Source organism: Spirillospora sp. NPDC048824 (genome assembly GCF_043198455.1).
Taxonomy (GTDB): domain Bacteria; phylum Actinomycetota; class Actinomycetes; order Streptosporangiales; family Streptosporangiaceae; genus Spirillospora.
In genome coordinates, this window is sequence record NZ_JBICUS010000003.1 from 304,405 (window position 1) to 324,268 (window position 19,864).

Annotated in this window: 21 protein-coding genes and 1 pseudogene; 12 read left to right on the forward strand and 10 right to left on the reverse strand. The window is 70.9% G+C overall.

Annotated features, from left to right (window positions below):
* Positions 1-119 precede the first annotated feature (119 nt).
* Positions 120-1,520 (reverse strand): acyl-CoA synthetase, encoded by a 1,401-nt coding sequence (locus ACGFIS_RS07820; RefSeq protein ID WP_392969964.1) that lies wholly within the window; start codon positions 1,518-1,520, stop codon positions 120-122.
* A gap of 51 nt (positions 1,521-1,571) precedes the next feature.
* On the opposite strand from ACGFIS_RS07820, the gene ACGFIS_RS07825 reads away from it, so the two are divergent.
* The 4 genes from ACGFIS_RS07825 to ACGFIS_RS07840 all read left to right on the forward strand — a co-directional run bounded on the left by ACGFIS_RS07825 (position 1,572) and on the right by ACGFIS_RS07840 (position 5,091).
* Positions 1,572-2,165, forward strand: a complete 594-nt coding sequence (locus ACGFIS_RS07825) for a uridine kinase (RefSeq protein WP_392913463.1) — start codon at positions 1,572-1,574, stop codon at positions 2,163-2,165.
* 245 nt (positions 2,166-2,410) lie between these two features.
* On the forward strand, positions 2,411-3,607 hold the full coding sequence (locus ACGFIS_RS07830; protein WP_392913465.1) for a Cmx/CmrA family chloramphenicol efflux MFS transporter: 1,197 nt from the start codon (positions 2,411-2,413) through the stop codon (positions 3,605-3,607).
* An 88-nt stretch (positions 3,608-3,695) separates the two neighbouring features.
* A complete protein-coding gene (locus tag ACGFIS_RS07835; protein WP_392913467.1) occupies positions 3,696-4,427 on the forward strand; it encodes a tetratricopeptide repeat protein in 732 nt (243 codons plus the stop codon).
* An 88-nt stretch (positions 4,428-4,515) separates the two neighbouring features.
* Positions 4,516-5,091, forward strand: coding sequence for a hypothetical protein (locus tag ACGFIS_RS07840; RefSeq protein ID WP_392913469.1), 576 nt, complete (start codon positions 4,516-4,518; stop codon positions 5,089-5,091).
* 680 nt (positions 5,092-5,771) lie between these two features.
* Here ACGFIS_RS07840 and ACGFIS_RS07845 read toward each other — a convergent pair.
* The 4 genes from ACGFIS_RS07845 to ACGFIS_RS07860 are packed head-to-tail and all read right to left on the reverse strand — an operon-like array spanning position 5,772 to position 8,383.
* The gene (locus tag ACGFIS_RS07845; RefSeq protein WP_392913471.1) at positions 5,772-6,146 is read right to left on the reverse strand and encodes a hypothetical protein; all 375 of its coding nucleotides are present in this window, start codon (positions 6,144-6,146) and stop codon (positions 5,772-5,774) included.
* Between the two features lie 35 nt (positions 6,147-6,181).
* Positions 6,182-6,379, reverse strand: coding sequence for a DUF397 domain-containing protein (locus ACGFIS_RS07850; protein ID WP_392913473.1), 198 nt, complete (start codon positions 6,377-6,379; stop codon positions 6,182-6,184).
* A complete protein-coding gene (locus ACGFIS_RS07855; protein ID WP_392913475.1) occupies positions 6,376-7,191 on the reverse strand; it encodes a helix-turn-helix transcriptional regulator in 816 nt (271 codons plus the stop codon). The genes ACGFIS_RS07850 and ACGFIS_RS07855 overlap by 4 nt, the downstream gene beginning before the upstream one ends.
* Before the next feature lie 40 nt (positions 7,192-7,231).
* Positions 7,232-8,383: an IS630 family transposase gene (locus ACGFIS_RS07860; RefSeq protein WP_392969967.1), complete on the reverse strand. Its 1,152-nt coding sequence runs from the start codon at positions 8,381-8,383 to the stop codon at positions 7,232-7,234.
* Positions 8,384-8,513: 130 nt separating this feature from the next.
* Between ACGFIS_RS07860 and ACGFIS_RS07865 the strand changes: the two genes are divergently transcribed.
* Positions 8,514-8,834 (forward strand): hypothetical protein, encoded by a 321-nt coding sequence (locus ACGFIS_RS07865; protein WP_392913479.1) that lies wholly within the window; start codon positions 8,514-8,516, stop codon positions 8,832-8,834.
* A 37-nt stretch (positions 8,835-8,871) separates the two neighbouring features.
* Here the strand turns inward: ACGFIS_RS07865 and ACGFIS_RS07870 are convergent, their stop codons facing one another.
* Entirely contained in the window at positions 8,872-10,278 is a 1,407-nt protein-coding gene (locus tag ACGFIS_RS07870; protein WP_392969970.1) for an acyl-CoA synthetase, read from the reverse strand.
* Positions 10,278-11,489, reverse strand: coding sequence for a CaiB/BaiF CoA transferase family protein (locus ACGFIS_RS07875; RefSeq protein WP_392969973.1), 1,212 nt, complete (start codon positions 11,487-11,489; stop codon positions 10,278-10,280). The genes ACGFIS_RS07870 and ACGFIS_RS07875 overlap by 1 nt, the downstream gene beginning before the upstream one ends.
* Before the next feature lie 33 nt (positions 11,490-11,522).
* On the opposite strand from ACGFIS_RS07875, the gene ACGFIS_RS07880 reads away from it, so the two are divergent.
* A complete protein-coding gene (locus ACGFIS_RS07880; RefSeq protein WP_392902817.1) occupies positions 11,523-12,125 on the forward strand; it encodes a uridine kinase in 603 nt (200 codons plus the stop codon).
* A gap of 863 nt (positions 12,126-12,988) precedes the next feature.
* On the opposite strand, the gene ACGFIS_RS07885 is transcribed toward ACGFIS_RS07880, so the two are convergent.
* Positions 12,989-13,732 carry a helix-turn-helix transcriptional regulator gene (locus ACGFIS_RS07885; protein WP_392969976.1) on the reverse strand — a complete coding sequence of 248 codons (744 nt, stop codon included), beginning with the start codon at positions 13,730-13,732 and terminating at the stop codon, positions 12,989-12,991.
* A 51-nt stretch (positions 13,733-13,783) separates the two neighbouring features.
* Between ACGFIS_RS07885 and ACGFIS_RS07890 the strand changes: the two genes are divergently transcribed.
* The 4 genes from ACGFIS_RS07890 (at position 13,784) to ACGFIS_RS07905 (ending at position 16,896) form a co-directional block, all read left to right on the forward strand.
* Positions 13,784-14,281 carry an ATP-binding protein gene (locus tag ACGFIS_RS07890; RefSeq protein WP_392969979.1) on the forward strand — a complete coding sequence of 166 codons (498 nt, stop codon included), beginning with the start codon at positions 13,784-13,786 and terminating at the stop codon, positions 14,279-14,281.
* Positions 14,271-15,008: a tetratricopeptide repeat protein gene (locus ACGFIS_RS07895; protein ID WP_392969982.1), complete on the forward strand. Its 738-nt coding sequence runs from the start codon at positions 14,271-14,273 to the stop codon at positions 15,006-15,008. The genes ACGFIS_RS07890 and ACGFIS_RS07895 overlap by 11 nt, the downstream gene beginning before the upstream one ends.
* 8 nt (positions 15,009-15,016) lie before the next feature.
* Entirely contained in the window at positions 15,017-15,211 is a 195-nt protein-coding gene (locus ACGFIS_RS07900) for a hypothetical protein (protein WP_392969985.1), read from the forward strand.
* A 263-nt stretch (positions 15,212-15,474) separates the two neighbouring features.
* Positions 15,475-16,896, forward strand: a complete 1,422-nt coding sequence (locus ACGFIS_RS07905) for a DUF222 domain-containing protein (protein WP_392902805.1) — start codon at positions 15,475-15,477, stop codon at positions 16,894-16,896.
* A 177-nt stretch (positions 16,897-17,073) separates the two neighbouring features.
* On the opposite strand, the gene ACGFIS_RS07910 is transcribed toward ACGFIS_RS07905, so the two are convergent.
* Positions 17,074-17,853, reverse strand: a complete 780-nt coding sequence (locus ACGFIS_RS07910) for a WD40 repeat domain-containing protein (RefSeq protein ID WP_392902803.1) — start codon at positions 17,851-17,853, stop codon at positions 17,074-17,076.
* A 95-nt stretch (positions 17,854-17,948) separates the two neighbouring features.
* Here ACGFIS_RS07910 and ACGFIS_RS07915 point away from each other — a divergent pair.
* A pseudogene (locus ACGFIS_RS07915) lies at positions 17,949-18,778 on the forward strand (DDE-type integrase/transposase/recombinase).
* Between the two features lie 39 nt (positions 18,779-18,817).
* On the opposite strand, the gene ACGFIS_RS07920 reads toward ACGFIS_RS07915, so the two are convergent.
* Entirely contained in the window at positions 18,818-19,333 is a 516-nt protein-coding gene (locus ACGFIS_RS07920; RefSeq protein ID WP_392969988.1) for a hypothetical protein, read from the reverse strand.
* A gap of 2 nt (positions 19,334-19,335) precedes the next feature.
* On the opposite strand from ACGFIS_RS07920, the gene ACGFIS_RS07925 reads away from it, so the two are divergent.
* Complete coding sequence (locus ACGFIS_RS07925; RefSeq protein WP_392902798.1) at positions 19,336-19,794, forward strand: PPOX class F420-dependent oxidoreductase; 459 nt, start codon at positions 19,336-19,338, stop codon at positions 19,792-19,794.
* The last annotated feature ends 70 nt before the right edge of the window (positions 19,795-19,864 follow it).

Below are 19,864 nucleotides of genomic sequence, written 5' to 3' on the forward strand. Positions count from 1 at the left end.
GCCCGCCGGTAGACGCGCGTGTCACCGGTTCCACCGGCGCCTGTCACCCCATCGGCATGACAGGTGTCATGCGGGCGGCTCTCAGCGGGCGACGCCGACCACGCGCCCGGACTTCTCCCCTAAGGCGCGAGGTCGGTCAGGCGGGTCTTGACGACCTTGCCCATGGCGTTGCGGGGCAGGGAGCCGACCAGGTGCACCACGCGTGGCCGCTTGTGCACCGACAGGCTTCCGGCGACGAAGTCGATCAGCTGCTTCTCGCCCACACCGTCGGCGACCACGTAGGCGGTGACCTGCTCGCCGAGGTCGTCGTGGGGGGTGCCGACGACGGCGGCCTCGCGGACGCCGGGGTGCGCGAGCAGCGCGTTCTCGATCTCACCGGCGCCGATCCGGTAGCCGCCGCTCTTGATCAGGTCGGTGGACGCGCGGCCGACGATCCGGTGCCAGCCGTCCGGGCCGATGGTCGCGATGTCGCCGGTGCGGAACCAGCCGTCCGCGGCGAACGACTCCGCGGTGGCGTCGGGGCGGTTGAGGTAGCCCTTGAACAGCAGCGGCGCCCGGACGTGCAGCTCACCGGGCGTCTCCCCGTCGCGCGGGACGGGCCAGCCGTCCTCGCCCATCAGCCGGGTCTCGACACCGGGCAGCGGCGTGCCGACATATCCGGGACGCCGGTCGCCGTCGGCGCGCGCGCTGACCGTGATGAGGGTCTCGGTCATGCCGTAGCGCTCGACCGGACGATGGCCGGTGAGTTCCGCGAGCCGTTCGAAGACGGGCACGGGGAGCGGCGCGCTGCCGGAGACAAGCAGCCGCGCGGTGCGGAGAGCCCGCGCGGTGGAGGGTTCCGCCGCCGTCCTCGACCAGACGGTGGGGACGCCGAAGAACAGGCTCCCGCCGTCGTCCTGCGCTGTGGCCGCGTACGCCTCGGGTCTAGGGCGTCCCGTGTGGACGAGCGGCGACCCCACCCGGAGGGCCCCGAGGACGCCGAGGACGAGACCGTGCACGTGGAAGAGGGGCAGACCGTGGACCAGGACGTCGTCGGGGGTCCACTCCCAGGCTTCGGCGAGGGCGTCCAGCCCGGCGGCGATCGCGCCCCGCGAGATCAGGACGCCCTTGGGGGCACCGGTCGTCCCGCTCGTGTAGAGGATCAGCGCGGTCGCGGCGGCGTCCACCGGGGCGTGCCCGCTTCCGTTGCGAGGGAGCGCATCGACGGGAATCAGCGGCGGTTCCCCGTCTGTCGGTTCCACCTCGCCCGCTGCCAGCAGGAGGCTCGCGCCCGAGTCGCCGAGGATGTGGGCGCGTTCGGCGGGGCCCGAGTCGGGCGGCAGCGGCACCACCGGGACGCCCGCGAGGACGCCGCCTGCGACGGCCGCGACCGTCTCCAGCGTCGCCGTGGCATGGACCGCGACGGCTCCGGCGCCCCGGAGCTCCGCGGCGACGGCGGACGCCCAGCCGAGCAGTTCGTCGCGCGCCAGGTCCCGTCCGGCGACCCGCACCGGGCCACCCGACTCGCCGAGTAGGTCCATCACTCGCCCCTCTCCACGACGTTCTCCCTCCGGGGACCGGCACCTGGAAGTATGCCGTCCGTGCCGGACGCAACCGTGACCTACCCCGCGCTCGCCGCGCGCCTGCTCACCCTGCCGCCGTCCTGCGGCCCGGTGCGCCTGGTCGCGGTGGACGGCCCGAGCGGCGCGGGGAAGTCCACGTTCAGCGACCACCTGGCCGCCGTCCTCGCCGGAGCGCCGATCATCCGCTCGGACGATTTCAGCGTGCCGTGGGACGCCGACCCCCTCACCTGGTGGCGCCCCCTGCGTGAGACGGTCCTCGGCCCCCTCCGCGACGGCCGTCCCGCCGTCCTGCGCCGCTACGACTGGCACCACGACCGCTACGGCCCGCAGGAGGAGATCCCTCCCGCCCCCGTCCTCATCGTCGAAGGCGTCGGCGCGGCCTGGGCGGAGTCACCGGCCGCCTACCGCATCTGGATCGACGCGCCCCACGACCTCCGCCGCGCCCGCACCCTCGACCGCGACGGCCCCGAATACGCCGAAGCCTGGGACGCCTGGGCCGCGCGCGAATCGACCCACCTCACCGAGGACGGGACCCGCGCCCGCTGCGACCTCCGGGTAGACGGCACCACCTTCACCCAGCACCGCTTCAGGACACCCGGGTGATCCTCGCGAGGGTGACCACGATGGAAACGATGTGCGTCGTCGGACGGCGTCGGATAGCGTGCGGGCCATGTCGAGCCCTGAGGCATCCAAGGTGGGGGCTTTCGGTCACGCCGTCAGCCCCCTCAACCACTGAGTTCGCAGTTCCTGCCGTCCCGCCGCCTTCCGCGGCCGGACGAGCGCGCCTTGGGCGCTGACCGCGGTGACGAGACGTCCTCTCGTGCTTCTCCTCACCTCGGAGCCACTCGATGCCTCTCGCTCTCTATCTGCTCGCCATGGCGGTCTTCGCCATGGGCACCTCCGAATTCATGCTCGCCGGCCTCCTGCCGGACATCGCCTCAGACCTCGGCGTCACGGTCGGGACGGCAGGCACACTCACCTCGGCCTTCGCGATCGGAATGGTCGCCGGCGCCCCGCTCATGGCCGGCCTCGCCCGCAACTGGCCCGCACGAGCGAGCCTCCTCGGCTTCGTCCTCGTGTTCGCGGCGACCCACGTCGTAGGGGCGACCACCACGAGCTTCACGGTCCTGCTCGCCACCCGGGTCGTGGCGGCCCTCACGAACGCGGGCTTCCTCGCCGTCGCCCTGACCACCGCCGCCGCGCTCGTCTCCGCCGGCGACAAGGGACGCGCGCTGGCCGTCCTGCTGTCGGGCACGACCGTGGCCACGGTCGCCGGCGTCCCCGGCGGCTCGGTCCTCGGCACTCTGCTCGGGTGGCGCGCCGCGTTCTGGGCCGTCGCCGCCCTCTGCCTGCCCGCGGCCATCGCCGTCCTCAAGGGAATCCCACCGCGGCCGGAGCGGGCGGACAAGGCCGGCGGCGCCCTGCGGCCGGAACTCGCGCAACTGGGAAGCCCCCGATTGATCCTGGTCATGCTGCTCGGCGCACTGGTGAACGCGGCGACGTTCGGAAGCTTCACCTTCCTCGCCCCGGTCGTGACCGGCTCCGCCGGCCTGGGCGAGCTGTGGGTCTCGGTCGCCCTGGTGCTCTTCGGCGCCGGTTCCTTCACCGGCGTCACCGTCGCCGGACGACTGTCGGACCAGCGTCCCGGCCTGGTCATCGCGGTAGGCGGCCCGCTGCTGCTCATCGGCTGGGTGGCCCTGGCCGTCCTGGCGGGAATTCCGCTCGCCCTGCTCCCCCTCGTGTTCGTCCAGGGCGCCCTGTCATTCGCGCTGGGCAGCACCCTGATCACACGGGTCCTCTATGAGTCGGCGGGAGCCCCCACCATGGCCGGCTCGTACGCGACCGCCGCCCTCAACGTGGGCGCCGCGGTGGGCCCGCTGATCGCCGCGACCACCCTCACCACCCCGCTCGGCAACCACGGCCCGCTCTGGACGAGCGCCCTCCTGGTCCTGACGGCCCTGCTACTCACCCTCTCCTTCCGCAGGATGCTCGCGGCGGGTGCACCGGCCGCCCCACCAGTGAGGACGAGTTCCCGGGCCCGGTGAGCAGAACCTCGGGGCCGGCAGACCTGAAACGATCACATCTGGTGAAAACGGGCGTCGCTGTGTGATCGGCGTCAGTACTTTTGGCGCTATGAGCGTTGAGGGTCGGCTTTCCCAGGGGATCGGTCCCGCGGCGGTGGTCGCGCTGCCGCAGGCGGCGGCCGAGGACGATGATCAGGGCGCGTCATTGTGGTGTGCGCGGCTGGGGCAGTTCGGAATGGTCGAAGCCGCCGCGCGGCACTTCCGCCCGGCGGCCGAGGCAGGTGATCTCGCCTCGGTCAAATGCATGGTGTGGCTCGCCTGGGAGGCGGGCCACGACGGCGACGCCAGGATGTGGCTCGGGCACGCCGCCCAGGCCGGTGACCCGTGGTCGATGTTCGAACTGGGACGGTCCGTCCCGGAGGACGAGGCGGAGCGGTGGTACCACCGGGCCGCCGAGGCGGGCCACGCGACGGCGATGAACAACCTGGGGTCGCGCCTCAGCCGTGCCGGTCACCGCGAGGAGGCGATGGACTGGTACCTGCGCGCGGCCGAGGCCGGCGTCGGCATCGCGATGAACAACGTGGCCGTCCAGTACGTCACGCGGGGGAACCACGCGGACGCCGCGCTCTGGTTCCGGCGGGCGGCCGACACCGGCAACGTCGACGGGATGGCCAACCTCGGACGCCTGAAGCAGGAGGCGGGCGAGCTTCAGGACGCCGAGACCTGGCTCACCGCCGCGGCCGGGCAGGGACACGAGGGCGCCATGGAGCGGCTGGCCGCCCTGATGGCGGAGACGGGCCGCGCGGACGAGGCCGAGGCCTGGCGCGCACGGACCCGCTGATGACGATCGACATGGATCGCGGCGGCGTCGCGATGGGCGACGATGCCCTTCCCCGTCGGTGCGAGGCTGAGCGGTGAAGGGGGCGACGGTGCGTCGTTCCGTGTCGAAGGAGGCCGCCGAGGCGGGGCTGGGCGGCGTCCGGCGGGTGCACCGGCAGCACCGGGGCCGGCCCGACTGGGGTGAGCTGGCGCCCTGGATCTTCGGCTTCGCCATGGCGGAGGGGGTGGTCGCCGCCTTCGACTGGCGCTACACCCTTCTGCTGCCCGTGCTGGTGTACCTCGGCCTGGCCTGCTGGGCCTACCTCGTTCCGTTCTCCGGGGCCGACGGGCGGCGGCACTGGTTCGCGGTCTGCGAGGGCGGTCTGCTGGTGTGGTCGCGAGGGGACGTGCCCGCCATCGCCATCCCATGGGATGCGCTGACGACGCCGGAGCGGGGCGCCAAAGGGGCGGTCGTGCGGCTGTCGTGGATGGAGGGCACCGAAGAACGGTCCATGTTCGTCGGCCCGGTCACCGCCCGAAGGGATCTGGCCAGGACCCTGGAAAAGCCGGGGCCGGTGCGGGCGTCGCCGCGGCCCCGGCTGGTGATCGGCGCGGGGGGGCGTGGCGGTGCTGGCCCTGGTGTGGTGGATCGTGCAGCCCTGGGTCGTCCCCGCCGTCCTCGGTGAGCGCCCCGAGCGGCTGCAGGACCTCGCGCGCCTCTGCTGGCAGCAGGACCGGCCCTTCGAGCGGGCCGCGAAGTACGAGGGAGGGGGCCCGCACCCGCTGGTGTTCTTCCGTGAAAGCGCGGGGCCTCCCGAACTCGCGACCACGGGTGACGGGGATCGGCGGCCGGCCCCGGACCAGGTGGAGCTGGTGGCGTGCAGCCACCCGGCGGGACGTGTGTCCGACAAGCCGATCAAGGTCTGCCTTTACGAGGGCGGCCTGCGCACCGAGACCTACCAGGGGCGCCGCAGCCTCGACATCTACGAGGCGAGCACCGGCCGCAGGATCGCCGGCCAGATGATGGACGGCCAGAACCAGAAGACGGGGTGTCCTCCCTACCAGGTCGTCTACGGCAACGACCCTGACCCCGGGCCCCGCCAGGGTGACACCGCTCCCCCGCTGAGCGACTACGAGGCCGTGCTGCGTCCCTTCCTCACCGGCGCGGCTCACCGCGCGTCGTCAGGCGGCAAGGTTTCAGGGCGGTCTGATTCGCGCCGGGTGAGCACCAAGGGGCCGTCCTCGGTGACGGCCACCGTGTGCTCGGAGTGGGCCGTGCGCGAGCCGTCGGCCGAGGGATGGTCCAGCCGTCGGGGTCGTAGACGATCCGGTCGGTCGTGCGGGCGAGCCAGCATCGCGCCCGTCGTCACCCGTCCTGTCGGCGGCGGAGTTGACGCAGGCCCTCCTCGGCCCGAAGCGCCGCCTCCTCGGCCCGGCGCGCGATCTCAGCCGACGTCTCCTCGGCGGCCTTCCGCGCGTCGCCGCTCAGCCGCTCGGCCGCCCGATCGGCCTCCGCCTGCCGGGCGCCCATCCGCTCGGCCATTTCACGCCGTGCGGCCTCCACCCGGGCGACCTCCCGATCGAGTGCCGCTGCGCGCCGGGCCTCGTGCTGCTCGGCCCTCCAGTCCGGATTCCGCGCCTCCCGCTCGCCCCTTCGACGCTTGACGACAACGTAAGCGAACGAGATGCCGAGAACGATGCCGAGCATCGCCGCTACGGGCAGCCACCAGGCCAGCTCCACATCGCACCGCCGGGGGTGTGCACGAATCGAACGCCTTACGGCGATCGTTTCACGGTCCGGATGCCGTCCAGCAGCGCGGCGAATTCGGCCACAGTCAAGGTGAGGTGTCCTCCGTCCGGGTCTTTCGAGTCACGCATCCCGATCCCAACGCCCGGCGCAAGTCGTCCCAGCTCAACGCACTGATGGTCATTGGTGCCACCGCTATGGCTGCTCGTCCGCCAATGAACGATCATGAGTACTGCTCCAAATGGTGCTCGACGAGGGCGCGCGAGGCGTCTTCGGGGAGGGCCTTCGCACCGATACGTTCGAACCTAGTCGAAAAGTCCCTCACCTCGATGGGGCTCTCGATCAAGCGTCCGCCGTGTTGGGCACCGGCGTAGGCGACGTCCCGCTCCTCCAGGCAGATCACCTGGAACGGCCCGTCGAATCCCTGGTGAGCGCCAGCCGCAGTCGGCACGATCCGCATGATGACGTTCTGGTGGCTCGCCATGTCGAGCAGGTGCTCCAGTTGGTGCTTCATGATCTCGGGACCACCGATGGGAGACGCCAGAACGCTCTCGTCCACGAGCACCCACAGTATGGGCGCGTCCGAGCGTTCCAGGATCAAGGCCTGCCGCTCCACACGCATGGCGATCCCGGCCTCGATGTCCGTGGTCGTCTCCGTCTCCAGGAGCGCGCGGATGTACCCCTCGGTCTGGAACGGCCGAGGTATCGCCTTCCCGTGGTAGGTCTTGATCGCCGTGGACCGCTTCTCGTACTCCATGCACTGGCGCGCCCAGTCCGGATCATGGGCCATTCGGGCAAACCAGAGAATGAGCTGAAAAAGCAGACCCGTCCCGTAGTGCCGGTCCAGCATTCGCATTTGATCATCCTGAGGACGGCGCCTGCCTGCCTCCAGGTTGGAAACAGTGGACCGCGCAGCCCCCATGATCTCGCCGCACTGGGTGAGCGACAGGCCGGCCTTCTCCCGCATGAAACGCATGAAGAAGGCCAGGAAGTGCCACATCGAGATCCGAGGGTCCAGGGGCTCGCGAACGGGGGGCATCGCGTCTCCTTAGTGGTCCGCGCCGTAAGTTCCTCGGGGGTCAGGCTGCGGTTGGCAGAGCAGGCTGATGTTGGTGCTGGGTTTCGTGCTCGGCTTCTTCGTGCTGCTGGATTCGGGCCAGTAGGTTCTGCAGGTCGGCCCGGGTGAACTTCCAGTTGAAGGGCCGGGCGGTCTGGTTGTAGCGGTGCTCGAAGGCGGTCAGCCGGTCTTGGACCTGGTCCAGGTCGGTGAAGTCGTTGGGAGCCAGGACCTTGCGCTGGAGGATGGAGAAGTAGATCTCCACCTGGTTCAGCCACGAGGCGTGCACCGGTGTGTGGACCATGACCGTGTTCGGGTATCGCCTGGTCAGCCGGTCGATCGCGGCCTGGCCGCGGTGGGAGGAGCCGTTGTCGACGATCCAGAACACCCGGCGGGCCGAGGCGCAGGGTTGGCGGGTCATGACCTCGTCGACCAAGTCGGTGAACGGGTCGATCCCGGTGGTCTCGCTGCATAGTCCGATGACTTGGGCGTGGTGGACGTCGTAGGCGGCCAGATAGGCCAGTGCGCCGCCGCGGTCGTATTCGTGCTCGACGCGCATGGTGCGCGAGGTGCCCGGCGGCAGGGTGGGATGGCAGCGGCAGCGCGCCTGGATCGAGGTCTTCTCATCGGAGGAGATCACATACTCGTCGTCGCCGAGCCGGACGCCGTCGAAGACTCGGGCGTACAGGTCCAGCACACGACCGGCCTTGACGGCGAAGGCCGGGTCGCGGATGAACAGCCAGGACCGGTGCTGCCAGGGCTTGAGCGCGTCGGCGGCCAGGATGCGGCGCACGGTGGAGGCCGACATCGCCGGTGCGACGCCCCGGGCCACGACCTGATCGGCCAGGTCACCACAGCTCCAGCGTGACAGCGGGATCCCGGTCTCGGCCGGCAGTTGGCAGGCCAGCGCCTTGACCTCGGCGACCTGGGCCGGGGTGAAACGTGCCGGCCGCCCGGACCGGGGCCGGTCGGCCAGGCCCGCCGCGCCCTGGTCGCCATACCGGCCGCGCCAGAGCCGGGCGGTGTCGACGCCGATGCCCCGACGACGGGCGATCTGGGCGTTGGAGCAGCCATTGGCGGCGTCCAGCACGATCTGGGCCCTGACCACGTGCTGGTGAGCAGCGGTGCGGGAAGAGGCGAGCTTGGTCAGCCGACGCCGTTCGGGGCCGGTCAAGGTGATCTGGCGAGCATGAGAGGCGGGCACCGCAGAGCCTTCTAGACAAGATCGTGAACAGGGAGATCCGATCTTGTCCGCCCGTGCCCGGCACCCACGCAGGACACGCCGCAGCAGGCAAGATGGCCACATGCCGCCTGCGATTCCTGCCTCGACCAAGACTTCACTGGCCCAGCGGCTGCGCTCGCACGCCCGCCAGCACTGGCCCCAACTGCGTGACCTGCACATCCACTACCACGGCCAGTTCGCCTACGTCGAAGGAGAACGACCCGACGGTCACCGGCAGCCCCTCATCCGGCTCCGCTACGGCGGATCGGCCTCAACCTGGGGATTCGGCCTCTACCTGGCCAGCAGCGGGAAATACCAGAACCAGATCCTGCCCAACGGCATGACCGCGGGCACCCCACAAGAAGCTCTCGACTGCGCCTGCGGCCTCTACCTCGGCAACTGACCGCACTCAACCCCCGAGGAACTTACGGCGCAGACCACTAAGGCGCGAGGTCGGTCAGGCGGGTCTTGACGACCTTGCCCATGGCGTTGCGGGGCAGGGAGCCGACCAGGTGCACCACGCGTGGCCGCTTGTGCACCGACAGGCTTCCGGCGACGAAGTCGATCAGCTGCTTCTCGCCCACACCGTCGGCGACCACGTAGGCGGTGACCTGCTCGCCGAGGTCGTCGTGGGGGGTGCCGACGACGGCGGCCTCGCGGACGCCGGGGTGCGCGAGCAGCGCGTTCTCGATCTCACCGGCGCCGATCCGGTAGCCGCCGCTCTTGATCAGGTCGGTGGACGCGCGGCCGACGATCCGGTGCCAGCCGTCCGGGCCGATGGTCGCGATGTCGCCGGTGCGGAACCAGCCGTCCGCGGCGAACGACTCCGCGGTGGCGTCGGGGCGGTTGAGGTAGCCCTTGAACAGCAGCGGCGCCCGGACGTGCAGCTCACCGGGCGTCTCCCCGTCGCGCGGGACGGGCCAGCCGTCCTCGCCCATCAGCCGGGTCTCGACACCGGGCAGCGGCGTGCCGACATATCCGGGACGCCGGTCGCCGTCGGCGCGCGCGCTGACCGTGATGAGGGTCTCGGTCATGCCGTAGCGCTCGACCGGACGATGGCCGGTGAGTTCCGCGAGCCGTTCGAAGACGGGCACGGGGAGCGGCGCGCTGCCGGAGACGAGGAGCCGCGCGGTGCGCAGGGCCCGCGCGGTGGACGGGTCCGCCGCCGTCCGCGACCAGACGGTGGGGACGCCGAAGAACAGGCTTCCGCCGTCGTCCTGCGCTGTGGCCGCGTACGCCTCGGGTCTGGGACGTCCGGTGTGGACGAGCGGCGACCCCACCCGGAGGGCCCCGAGGACGCCGAGGACGAGACCGTGCACGTGGAAGAGGGGCAGCCCGTGGACGAGGACATCGCCGGGTGTCCACGCCCACGCTTCGGCGAGGGCGTCCAGCCCGGCGGCGATCGCGCCCCGCGAGATCAGCACGCCCTTCGGGGCGCCGGTCGTCCCGCTCGTGTAGAGGATCATCGCGGTCGCGTCCGCGGCGGCGCCGGCGCCCGTCCGTTCGCTTCCGTTGCGCGGGAGCCCGTCGACCGGGATGAGGGGCGGTTCCCCGTCCGCCGGCCGCGTGCCGCTCGCCGCAAGCAGCAGGCTCGCGCCCGAGTCGCCCAGGATGTGCGCGCGTTCGGCGGGCCCGGAGTCCGGCGGCAGCGGCACGACCGGGACGCCCGCGAGGACACCGCCGACGACCGCGGCGACCGTCTCCAGGGACGCGGTGGCGTGGACGGCGACGGCGTCCGCGCCCCGGATCTCCGCGGCGACGGCCGACGCCCATCCGAGGAGTTCGTCACGCGCCAGTTCCCGCCCGTCGATCCGCACCGGGCCGCCCGACTCGCCGAGCAGGTCCATCACTCGCCCCTCTCCGCCTCGTCAAGCCCGTCGCGTTCGTCAAGCCCGTCGCGTTCGTCAAGCCCGTCGCATTCGTCGAGCCAGGCCATCACCGCGTCATTGTGCTCGCCGAGCAGCGGCGGCGCGGAGTGCTCGCGCGGCGGCGCCCCGTCGAACCGCAGCGCGGGCCCCGGCAGCTCGATCCGTCCCAGCTGCGGATGGTCGACCTCGACGACGAGCCCCTGCGAGCGGGTCTGCTCCCACTCGTACACCTCGTCGATCGACCGGATCGCCCCGGCCGGGACGCCCGCCTCGTTCAGCCGCGCCAGCCAGACCTCACGGGTGTCGCCGCCCAGGACCCGCTCGATGTCGCCGGTCAGCTCGGCGCGGTTGGCGGATCGGTCCGGGATCGTCGCGTACCGGGGGTCGCCGGGGTCGAGGCCGACGACCGCCGCGAACCGGCGCCACAGGTTCTGGTTGGCGACGCCGATCTGGATCTGCCCGTCCTTGCAGCGGAACGTCCCGTACGGGGCGATCGACGGGTGGTCGTTGCCGACCGACTCGGGGACGTCGCGGGCGACGGTCCAGCGCGTCCCCTGGAACATGTGCGCGCCGACCACCGAAGCCAGCAGCGACGTGCGGACGACCGCGCCGCGCCCGGTGCGCGCCCGCTCGTACAGTGCGGCCAGCACCCCGGCCACACCGTTGCCCGCTGCGAGGATGTCGGCGATCGACAACCCGACCTTGCTCGGCGTGCCGGGCGGCCCCGTCACGCTCATGATGCCCGCCTCGCCCTGCACGATCGCGTCGTAGCCGGGACGTCCGCCCTCCGGCCCTTCATGCCCGAACCCCGTGATCGACAGGACGATCAGGCCCGGGTTCAGCTCGTGCAGCCGCTCCACCGGGAAGCCGAGCCGGTCGAGGACGCCCGGCCGGAAGTTCTCCACGAGCACGTCGGCGTGCCGCACCAGCCGCGCAAGGGTGTCCTTGCCGCCGGCGGCCTTCAGGTCGAGGGTGATCGACTCCTTGTTGCGGTTGATCGACAGGTAGTAGGTGCTGACCTGCTCGTCGCCCGCGAACGGCGGCCCCCAGCCCCGCGTCTCGTCACCGCCGCCGGGCTGCTCCACCTTGATCACCCTGGCGCCGAGGTCGGCGAGCGTCATCGTGGCCTGCGGACCCGCCACCACGCGGCTGAGGTCGACGATCACAACGTCTTCGAGCGGTCCGGGCAAGGACGTCCTCCTTCGGGGGCGGCACCTGGAAGTATGCCGTCCGTGCCGGACGCCACCCTGACGTACCCCGCGCTCGCCGTGCGCCTGCTCGCACTGCCGCCGTCCTGCGGCCCCGTGCGGCTCGTCGCGGTCGACGGCCCGAGCGGCGCCGGCAAGTCGACGTTCACCGACCACCTGGCCGCCGTCCTCTCGGGCGCGCCGGTCGTGCGGTCGGACGACTTCCGGGTGCCCTGGGACGCCGACCCGCTCACCTGGTGGCCGCCCCTCCGCGACACGGTCCTGACACCCCTCCGGGACGGCCGTCCCGCCGTCCTGCGCCGCTACGACTGGCACCGCGACCGCTACGGCCCGGAGGAGGAGATCCCGCCCGCGCCCGTCGTCGTACTCGAAGGCGTCGGCGCGGCCTGGGCGGAGTCGCCGGCCGCCTACCGCATCTGGATCGACGCGCCCCGCGACCTCCGCCGCGCCCGCGCCCTCGACCGCGACGGCCCCGAGTACGCCGGCGCCTGGGATGACTGGGCCACCCGCGAGAACGCCCACTTCGCCGCCGACGCCACCCGCGACCGCTCCGACCTCTTCGTGGACGGCACCACCTTCACCCATCACCGCTTCTCGACCTGCTCCGGCCCCTCCTGACCGCGCGGCCCGGCCGGCCCCCGGCCCGCACCGCCCTCACCCGGCACCGTTTCCGGGCACCCGGGTGTACCTGAAGTGCGCTCGGGCCGAGGGGGACAGCAGAATCCCGACAGGGGTGATCTGGCCGAGCAGCACGAGCGACATCACGGTGAACCGCCAGGCCCAGCACGATCAGGCCGATGTTGGCGTAGACCTGGTGGTCGTCCAGGAAACCGATCTTGTGAGTGAGGCCCCACAGGTGGGGCCCTCTGCCGGTGAGTTCCCGCATGAGCCCGCCGACGCCCTGGGCGAGCAGGACGAAGCACAGGAAACCGAGAAGACCCTTCATGGCCCGAAGCTAGACAGCCCGTTCCGGGGCCGCCATCGGTCGACGGGATCGACCGGTGCAGACCAAAGTCGCGGATCACGTCCTCGTCTGTCATCCGACGGTCTCGCCTCCGCGCCGCAGTGCACGAACGCGGCAGGTGCCGAAGTAGGTTCCCGGATTATGCGCCGCGCCACCCGGGACTGGCTCATCGACATCGGCCTCTTCCTCCTCGCCGCGGGCTTCTCCGTGATCGCCTTCGACACGGCGACGCAGGGCGTGGGGACCGCACGGGTGATCGCCGACCAGATCACGGGCGCGCTGGCCTGCGCAGCGCTGTCCCTGCGGCGGCGGTGGCCGGTGCCGGGACAGCGCGCACCAGGCGCTGGAGGATCTCCGGGAGGTCATCGGCGTCCTTCGCGCGCCCGAGGACCAGGGGCGCCCGCAGCCGACCCTCGCCGACCTGGACCGGCTGGCGGAACGCGATCTTCGGGGAGGGCCTTCACACCGATACGTTCGAACCTAGTCGAAAAGTCCTTCACCTCGATGGGGCTCTCGATCAAGCGTCCGCCGTGTTGGGCGCCTGCGTAGGCGGCGTCCCGCTCTTCCAGACAGATGACTTGGAACGGCCCGTCAATCCTTGGTGAGCGCCGACCGCAGTCGGCACGATCCGCATGATGACGTTCTGGCGGCTCGCCATGTCGAGCAAGTGCTCCAGTTGATGCTTCATGACCTCGGGACCACCGACGGGAGATGCCATAACGCTCTCATCCACGAGCATCCACAGCGTAGGTGGGTCTGGGCGCTCCAAGATCAAGCGCTGCCGCTCCACACGCATGGCGATCCCGGCCTCGATGTCCGTGGTCGTCTCCGTTTCGAGGAGCGCGCGGATGTATCCCTCAGTCTGGAAGGGGCGGGGTATCGCCTTCCCGTGGTAGGTCTTGATCGCCGTGGACCGCTTCTCGTACTCCATGCACTGACGCGCCCAGTCCGGGTCATGCGCCATTCGGGCAATCCACAGAATGAGCTGAAAAAGCAGACCCGTCCCGTAGCGCTTGTCGAGCAGCCGCATTTGATCGTCCTGAGGGCGGCGCCTGCCCGCCTCCAGGTTGGAAACAGTGGACCGAGCAGCGCCCATGATCTCGCCGCACTGAGAGAGCGACAGGCCGGCCTTCTCGCGCATGAAACGCATGAAGAAGGACAGGAAGTGCCACATCGAGACCCGAGGGTCCAGGGGTTCGCGAACGGGGGGCATCGCGTCTCCTTGGTTTTCAGATTTCGAGTACAGCAGAAAGTTAGACATAACTCGTGACCCCTGTCGCAGGAAATCGGAAACCGAGACAAGGACGGGACGATGGTGATGACGGTGACCGTGGACTTGATCATCCCACTTTTCGGCACACCGGCTTCAGTGGGGCTCGCACGCACACTTGTCGACGCGCGAATCCGCAAATGGAACTACTTTCACATTCTGGACAATGCGCTTCTCGTCGTCTCGGAACTCGTCACCAACGCGGCCGAGCACACGCCGCACAAGGAGCTGCGCCTCCGGCTCAGCCGGGACGCGCAAGGGATCGTCATCGCCGTCTGGGACGGCAGCCCCGACCTGCCCCGAGTCAAGCCGAAGGTCGATCTCACCCTCGAAACCCTCGGCCTCTCCGAGGACGCGTTCGACGACAACGGCGGCCGGGGTCTGCAGATCGTCCGGGCACTCTCGGCCGCATGCGACGTGACCCGCGACCCCAACGCGGGAAATGGGTATGGACCGGATCGTCCCGTGAAATGGGCACCTTTCCCTCGAAACCGACAAGTCAGAGAAATCACTTCAGTAGGTTGGCGGGATGAGCGTTGACGACAGGCTCTCCGAGGGGATCGGACCGGCGGCGGTGATCGCACTGAAGCAGGCGGCGGCCGAGGACGACACGGACGCCGCACCCGCCTGGTGTGCGCGGCTGGCCCGGTTCGGACTGGTCGAGGAAGCCCGGGACCACTTCCGTCCGGTGGCCGAGGACGGCGACCTCGCGTCCGTCAAGTGCATGGTGTGGCTCGCCTGGGAGGCGGGCCGGGACGGCGACGCCGTCACCTGGCTCGGCCGTGCCGCCCAGGACGGAGATCCATGGGCGATGTACGAACTGGGACTGTCCCTCCCCGAGGAGGCGGAGCGCTGGTATCGCCGCGCGGCGGAGGCGGGTCACGTCCCGGCGATGAACAACCTGGGTTCCGTCCTCAGCCGCACCAGTCTCCGGGAGGAGGCGATGGACTGGTATCGGCGCGCCACCGAGGCCGGTTTCGACATCGCGATGAACAACCTGGCCATCCAGTACGTCCTCCAGGGGAGCCACGCGGACGCCGAGCGGTGGTTCCGTGAGGCCGCCACCGCCGGCGGCATTGATGGGATGGCCAACCTCGGACGCCTGAAGCTGGAGGCGGACGACCTTCCGGAGGCGGAGTCGTGGCTCACCGCCGCGGCCGAGAAGGGGCATGCCGGCGCCGCGGAACTGCTCGCCGGCCTGCTGACGCGAACAGGGCGTGCGGACGAGGCCGAGACCTGGCGGGCACGAACGGCCGCCCGGCAATGATGATCAATGTGGATCGCGGCAGCGTCGCCATGGGCGACGATGCCCTCCCCCACGCCGAGACGATCGATCTGCCGCCCGAGACGTCCCTGTCCGACGTGGTCGCGTACCTCCTTGACCGGCACTTCCTCGCCTCAATCGCGAGCGGCGAGGCCACGTGGATTCTCGTCGCCGACAGTCCCCTGGCGGTCGTGGCACAGCAGTGAGACGAACCGCGTTATCTCGTCGACTCGTCACGGCCGATCAACTCGTTCGGTGCGGACGGCCGTGTCTCGTTGATGTTCCGGTACTGGAAACAGCACGACCCCGACCATGTCTTCGAGGAACTCGCCGCCGGACGCGAACCCGGGCGCTGAGGCGGCCGAGCGCGAGGACTTCGATGGGCCGCCCTCCTCGCCTGTCCAGAGGGACTCAATATTCTCACCTCCGAATGCGAACACGCTCTGTGTTCGTTCGATAACATTGGAGCATGTGTTCGACTGAGATCATCGATGTGGCGTCGATGTCCACCACCCGGCTGGTGGACGCGGCGGCCTCGATCGCAGCCGAACTCGCCCGCCGGGACGCACCCGACTCCCCGGCGGAGTGCATGCGGGCCGCCGAGACCCTCGCCGCCGCCACCGACCGGCACGAGAGCGTCCTCGCGGGGCTCATCGGCCTGGTGGACGCCGCCGGTGAGATGCGCCGCTGGGGCTACCCGTCCTCCCGTGCCTGGCTGCGCTCCCGCCTCGGCATGCGCGAGGCCCGCGCGAAGGAACGTCTCGCTCTGGCTCGCCAGCTCCACCGCCTGCCCAAGGTCGGCGATCTGCTCGCCTGCGGGGGCCTGTCCTACGGGTACGCCGCCACCGTGGCCGGTGCCGTGACCCGTCTGGACGATGACGACTGCGCCGCCGCCGAAGAGATCCTGCTCGATCTGGCCGGGAAGGGGTTCTCCGCCGGTAAGGTCGCCGCGTTCGGCACCCGGATCACCGACCTGATCGCCGAACGCGACGGCACCGAGAAACCCGACCCCGAATCCCGGCGCGGCTACGAACGATCCTGGATCGACTCCACCCGCTCCCTGGACGGCGGCCGCTACGTGAAGGGCTGGCTCAACGCCGAAGACGCCGCCATCTGGGACGGCACCCTCGCGCCCCTGGCCAAACCAGCGGGGGCCGACGACCGCCGCGACCTGTCCGAACGCACGGCGGCGGCCCTGACGCACGTCCTGTCGGGCGGACATCGCGCCACCAAGGTCACCGTCCTCTGCGACCTTGACACCCTCACCGGCGGCACGACCCCCGCACGCCTGACCGACGGCACCCCCATCCCGGCCGCCCAGGCGCGGCGCATCGCCCTCAACGCCGGCGTCTCAGCCCTGATCCTCGGCCGGGGCAGTCTTCCCCTCTACCTCGGGCACACCGTCCGGCTCGCCACCGCCGCCCAGCGTCGCGTCCTCGAAGCCCTCTACCCCACATGTGCGGTCGAAGGGTGCGAGGTCCCCGCCACCCTGTGCGAAGTCGACCACGTGCATGGCTGGGCGCTGGGCAACAGCCCCACGGACATCGACAAACTCGCCCCCTGCTGCGGCTGGCACAACCGACACAAACACGCCAACCCGGCACAGATTCGCATCACCCGGGGTGCCGACGGACGCTACATCTACCGCCTCCACACCCCCGATTACCGCCCCCACAGCCCCGATGACGCACCCGGCCACCGTCCACCACCGGCGCCTCCCCCCGCAGTCCCCCAGCCTCGGGAACCGGACACGCCAACCAACGTGGGACCAGTGCCGCACGAACCCCTTGCCGCACCCGCCGACCGCATTCGCCGACGCCGTACACCCCGGCCCCCTCCACCCCGAACCAGGCTCCAACCCCGAGGCCAACGCCAAACCGCCGGTCCCTAGAAACGAACAGCCGCACCTGCATCCGCTCAACCCCAGGTCCAAGCCCGGCCCCGGTCATGTCCAGCCCGGCCCCAGGCCAGTCCCCAGGCCAGTCCAGGCCGGAGACGCCTCGGTCGGCTCTGCTGAGGGGTCGCGTGTCTCGCTATCGGTCTCGTCGCTATACCCATATCGAGCCCATCACGGCGCCGAGAGCCTGAGACCGACTGGTGGCTCGTCTGGCAGGCCGACGCGGAAGAGATGGATCTGGTTCTCGACGATGGCCGCCAGCCGAGCGCCGTCGGGCGACCAGGCCAGGGCTTGGGCACTGATCCCAGCCTGCATGGGGTCCTTGGTCGGGCGCCGCATGATGAGCTCACGGTCGGCGACCCGGTAGATGTCCGGTGTGCTCTTCCGCTCATCGTTCCAATCCTCGCTCGCCACGGCCAGGTACGCGCCGTCCGGGCTCGCCGCCACAGCGTTCAGCCAGTCGCCTGGCACGGCGATGGTGTCCAGGGCCCGGCCGGTGGCGGGCTCGATCACGTGCACCTTCGAGCCGTGCGCGACGAACATCCGGGGCTCGTCCGCGCTGAAGGTCACGCGCGTTACCCGGTCGGCGGATCCGTCACCGAGCCACACCGTACGCTCGGGCGTGGACCGCCCGGAGTTGAAGTCCACCCGATCGCCGACGCCGTACTCGACCCGGAAGCGGCCGGTGCGCGAGCGTGCGCGGCCCGGCTGCACCGCAATGTCGATCTCGGTGTCGGCGTCGAGGTCGTAGGCCCACGGGAGAACCTCGTCGTCCTCGTCCTCCTTGAGCGTGACCACGTGCCGCCCGGGCACCCACATGACATCCCGGCCGGCCGAGACGGGTGTCACGCGGAGACGTTTGGACCGGTCTGCCGTGTCGTAGACGGCCAGCTCGCCGTCTTCGCTGGTGACGGCGAGAAAGCGGCCGTCGTCGGAGAAGGCCGGCACCACGATGTCGTCGAATGGTCGGAGCCGGCGAACGGAGTGAGGACGGCCTCCGGTTTCCTGAGATCCGGCACGTGCGGGGCATCCTCGGCGCGCAACCGGTGGGTCGGGTCCGGGTACCACCCGGTCGCCCAGCTAAGGCCGGGCCAAAGACCAAACGCTGGGCCGACAGGTACCGGGCCGAGGGTGCGGCCGGCATGGCCGACCGGTCCTGTCGGCCGCGTCACAGCCCGTCCCGCACCCCGCAGTCGATGGTCCGCAAGATCGTGCACCTGCGGTGGAAGCAGCGGCTGGGCCCGGGCAGGGCACGTGGACGTCAAGAAACTCGGCAACATCCCCGACGGCGGCGGCTGGGGTTCGTCGGCCGGGTCCAGGGCGAACGCAGCCGTGAGGCCACCGCCCGCCGCACCGGCGCCCGCAACACCCGCCGCGAACCGCGGGTCGGCACCGCGTTCGTGTACACCGTCATCGACGACCACACCCGCCTCGCCTACGCCGAGATCCACGACGACGAGAAGGCCGCCACCGCCATTGGGGTGCTCGGCAACGCCGTCGCCTGGTTCGCCGCCCGGGGCGTCACCGTCGAGCGAGTGCTCAGCGACAACGGCTCGGCCTACAAATCCCACGCCTGGCGCGACGCGTGCGCCCAGCTCGGCATCCGACCCAAGAAGACCAGGCCCTACCGGCCCCAGACCAACGGGAAGGTCGAACGCCCCCACCGCACCCTGGCCTGGCCGACGGCTGGGCCCTCGGCCGCTTCTACAGCTCCGAACAAGCCCGCCGCAAAGCCCTCCCAGCGTGGCTGCACTCTTACAATCACCACCGGCCCCACACCGCAACCGGCGGCAAACCACCCATCACCAGATTGACCCCGTCCCTGAGCAGTACACCTAGAACACCCTGGTCACCAGCCGCTTACGCCCCCCAGTGACAACCCCAGGGCTTGGGGACGTGATGCGGGCGCGCGGGGTCAGCCGTGGATCACGTGCAGGGTGGTGCCGGGGTCGCGGGTGAGGTGGTCCAGGTCAGCGGAGGTCGTGTCGTCGGCCGGAAAGTAGACGATCATGGTCTGGGTCTGAGCGTCGAGGACCTCGTAGGCCAGCCGCAGCTCTCCTACCCCGGGGTGGACGAGGCGCTCGACGCCCGTGCGGCGGGGTGTGGCCGGGGCGGCGTGGAGCCGTTCGGTGAACGGTGCGCCCGCCGTGATGGTCAGCTCTTCGACGAGATGGGTGAGGTACGGATCGTCCGGTGACGATTCCGCCCTGAGCGCGGCGACCCGTTCGTCGGCGACGCGGTCCCAGTCGGGGTAGGCGGTCCGGGCCCGCTCGTCGGTGAAGACGAACCGGGCCCGGTTCGGCGGCTCGCCGTCCAGCAGGCCGATGGGCCCGGCGAGCCGCTCGTAGCCAGGGGTGTGGGCCAGGGTGTCGCCGAGCCGGTTGAGGACCACCGCCGGGGCGGGATGAAGCCGGTCGAGCAGCGCCCGCACCGTTGGACGCACCTGGTCTTCGGGCGGCAGTCCTCCCGGGCACAGGACGTCGGCGCCCGAGGCACGGCCGGCTCCTCGGCCGCCTGGCCACCGTAGGACCCGGTGGCCGGCCCCACATCACGCCGGTAGGGGTCTTCTTCGATGCGGACGACCAGAGCATCGTGATCGGCGGCCACGCCGGCAGCGGCATGGCGGCGAGCAAGAAGTTCCGCGATGCCGAACGCAACCCCGAGGTCGCGTTCGCCGTGGACGACCTGGCGTCCGTCGATCCCTGGGCGCCACGCGGCATCGAGATCAGGGGGCGCGCGGAAACGCACCTCACCGGGGGCGAGGAGCTCGGCGAACGCATCGAGGCGGGCATGCCGTTCGACTCGGCGTGGATCCGTATCCGTCCACGCCGGGTCCTGACGCGCGGGATCGACACCGGCTCCTTCGAGCTGTCCGCGAGGGACGTCCCATGATGCGCCAGTCGCAGGCGCACCGCTCTGGACTGGGAGGGCGGGACGCCGTTCAGAGCTGGACGGCGGGACA

Bases quoted from the DNA above. Each gene is read 5' to 3' on its own strand.
- ACGFIS_RS07820 (WP_392969964.1), bottom strand. From the start codon at position 1,520: ATGGACCTACTCGGCGAGTCGGGTGGCCCGGTGCGGGTCGCCGGACGG.
- ACGFIS_RS07825 (WP_392913463.1), top strand. From the start codon at position 1,572: ATGCCGTCCGTGCCGGACGCAACCGTGACCTACCCCGCGCTCGCCGCG.
- ACGFIS_RS07830 (WP_392913465.1), top strand. From the start codon at position 2,411: ATGCCTCTCGCTCTCTATCTGCTCGCCATGGCGGTCTTCGCCATGGGC.
- ACGFIS_RS07835 (WP_392913467.1), top strand. From the start codon at position 3,696: ATGAGCGTTGAGGGTCGGCTTTCCCAGGGGATCGGTCCCGCGGCGGTG.
- ACGFIS_RS07850 (WP_392913473.1), bottom strand. From the start codon at position 6,379: ATGATCGTTCATTGGCGGACGAGCAGCCATAGCGGTGGCACCAATGAC.
- ACGFIS_RS07855 (WP_392913475.1), bottom strand. From the start codon at position 7,191: ATGCCCCCCGTTCGCGAGCCCCTGGACCCTCGGATCTCGATGTGGCAC.
- ACGFIS_RS07865 (WP_392913479.1), top strand. From the start codon at position 8,514: ATGCCGCCTGCGATTCCTGCCTCGACCAAGACTTCACTGGCCCAGCGG.
- ACGFIS_RS07870 (WP_392969970.1), bottom strand. From the start codon at position 10,278: ATGGACCTGCTCGGCGAGTCGGGCGGCCCGGTGCGGATCGACGGGCGG.
- ACGFIS_RS07880 (WP_392902817.1), top strand. From the start codon at position 11,523: ATGCCGTCCGTGCCGGACGCCACCCTGACGTACCCCGCGCTCGCCGTG.
- ACGFIS_RS07885 (WP_392969976.1), bottom strand. From the start codon at position 13,732: ATGTCTAACTTTCTGCTGTACTCGAAATCTGAAAACCAAGGAGACGCG.
- ACGFIS_RS07890 (WP_392969979.1), top strand. From the start codon at position 13,784: ATGGTGATGACGGTGACCGTGGACTTGATCATCCCACTTTTCGGCACA.
- ACGFIS_RS07895 (WP_392969982.1), top strand. From the start codon at position 14,271: ATGAGCGTTGACGACAGGCTCTCCGAGGGGATCGGACCGGCGGCGGTG.
- ACGFIS_RS07905 (WP_392902805.1), top strand. From the start codon at position 15,475: ATGTGTTCGACTGAGATCATCGATGTGGCGTCGATGTCCACCACCCGG.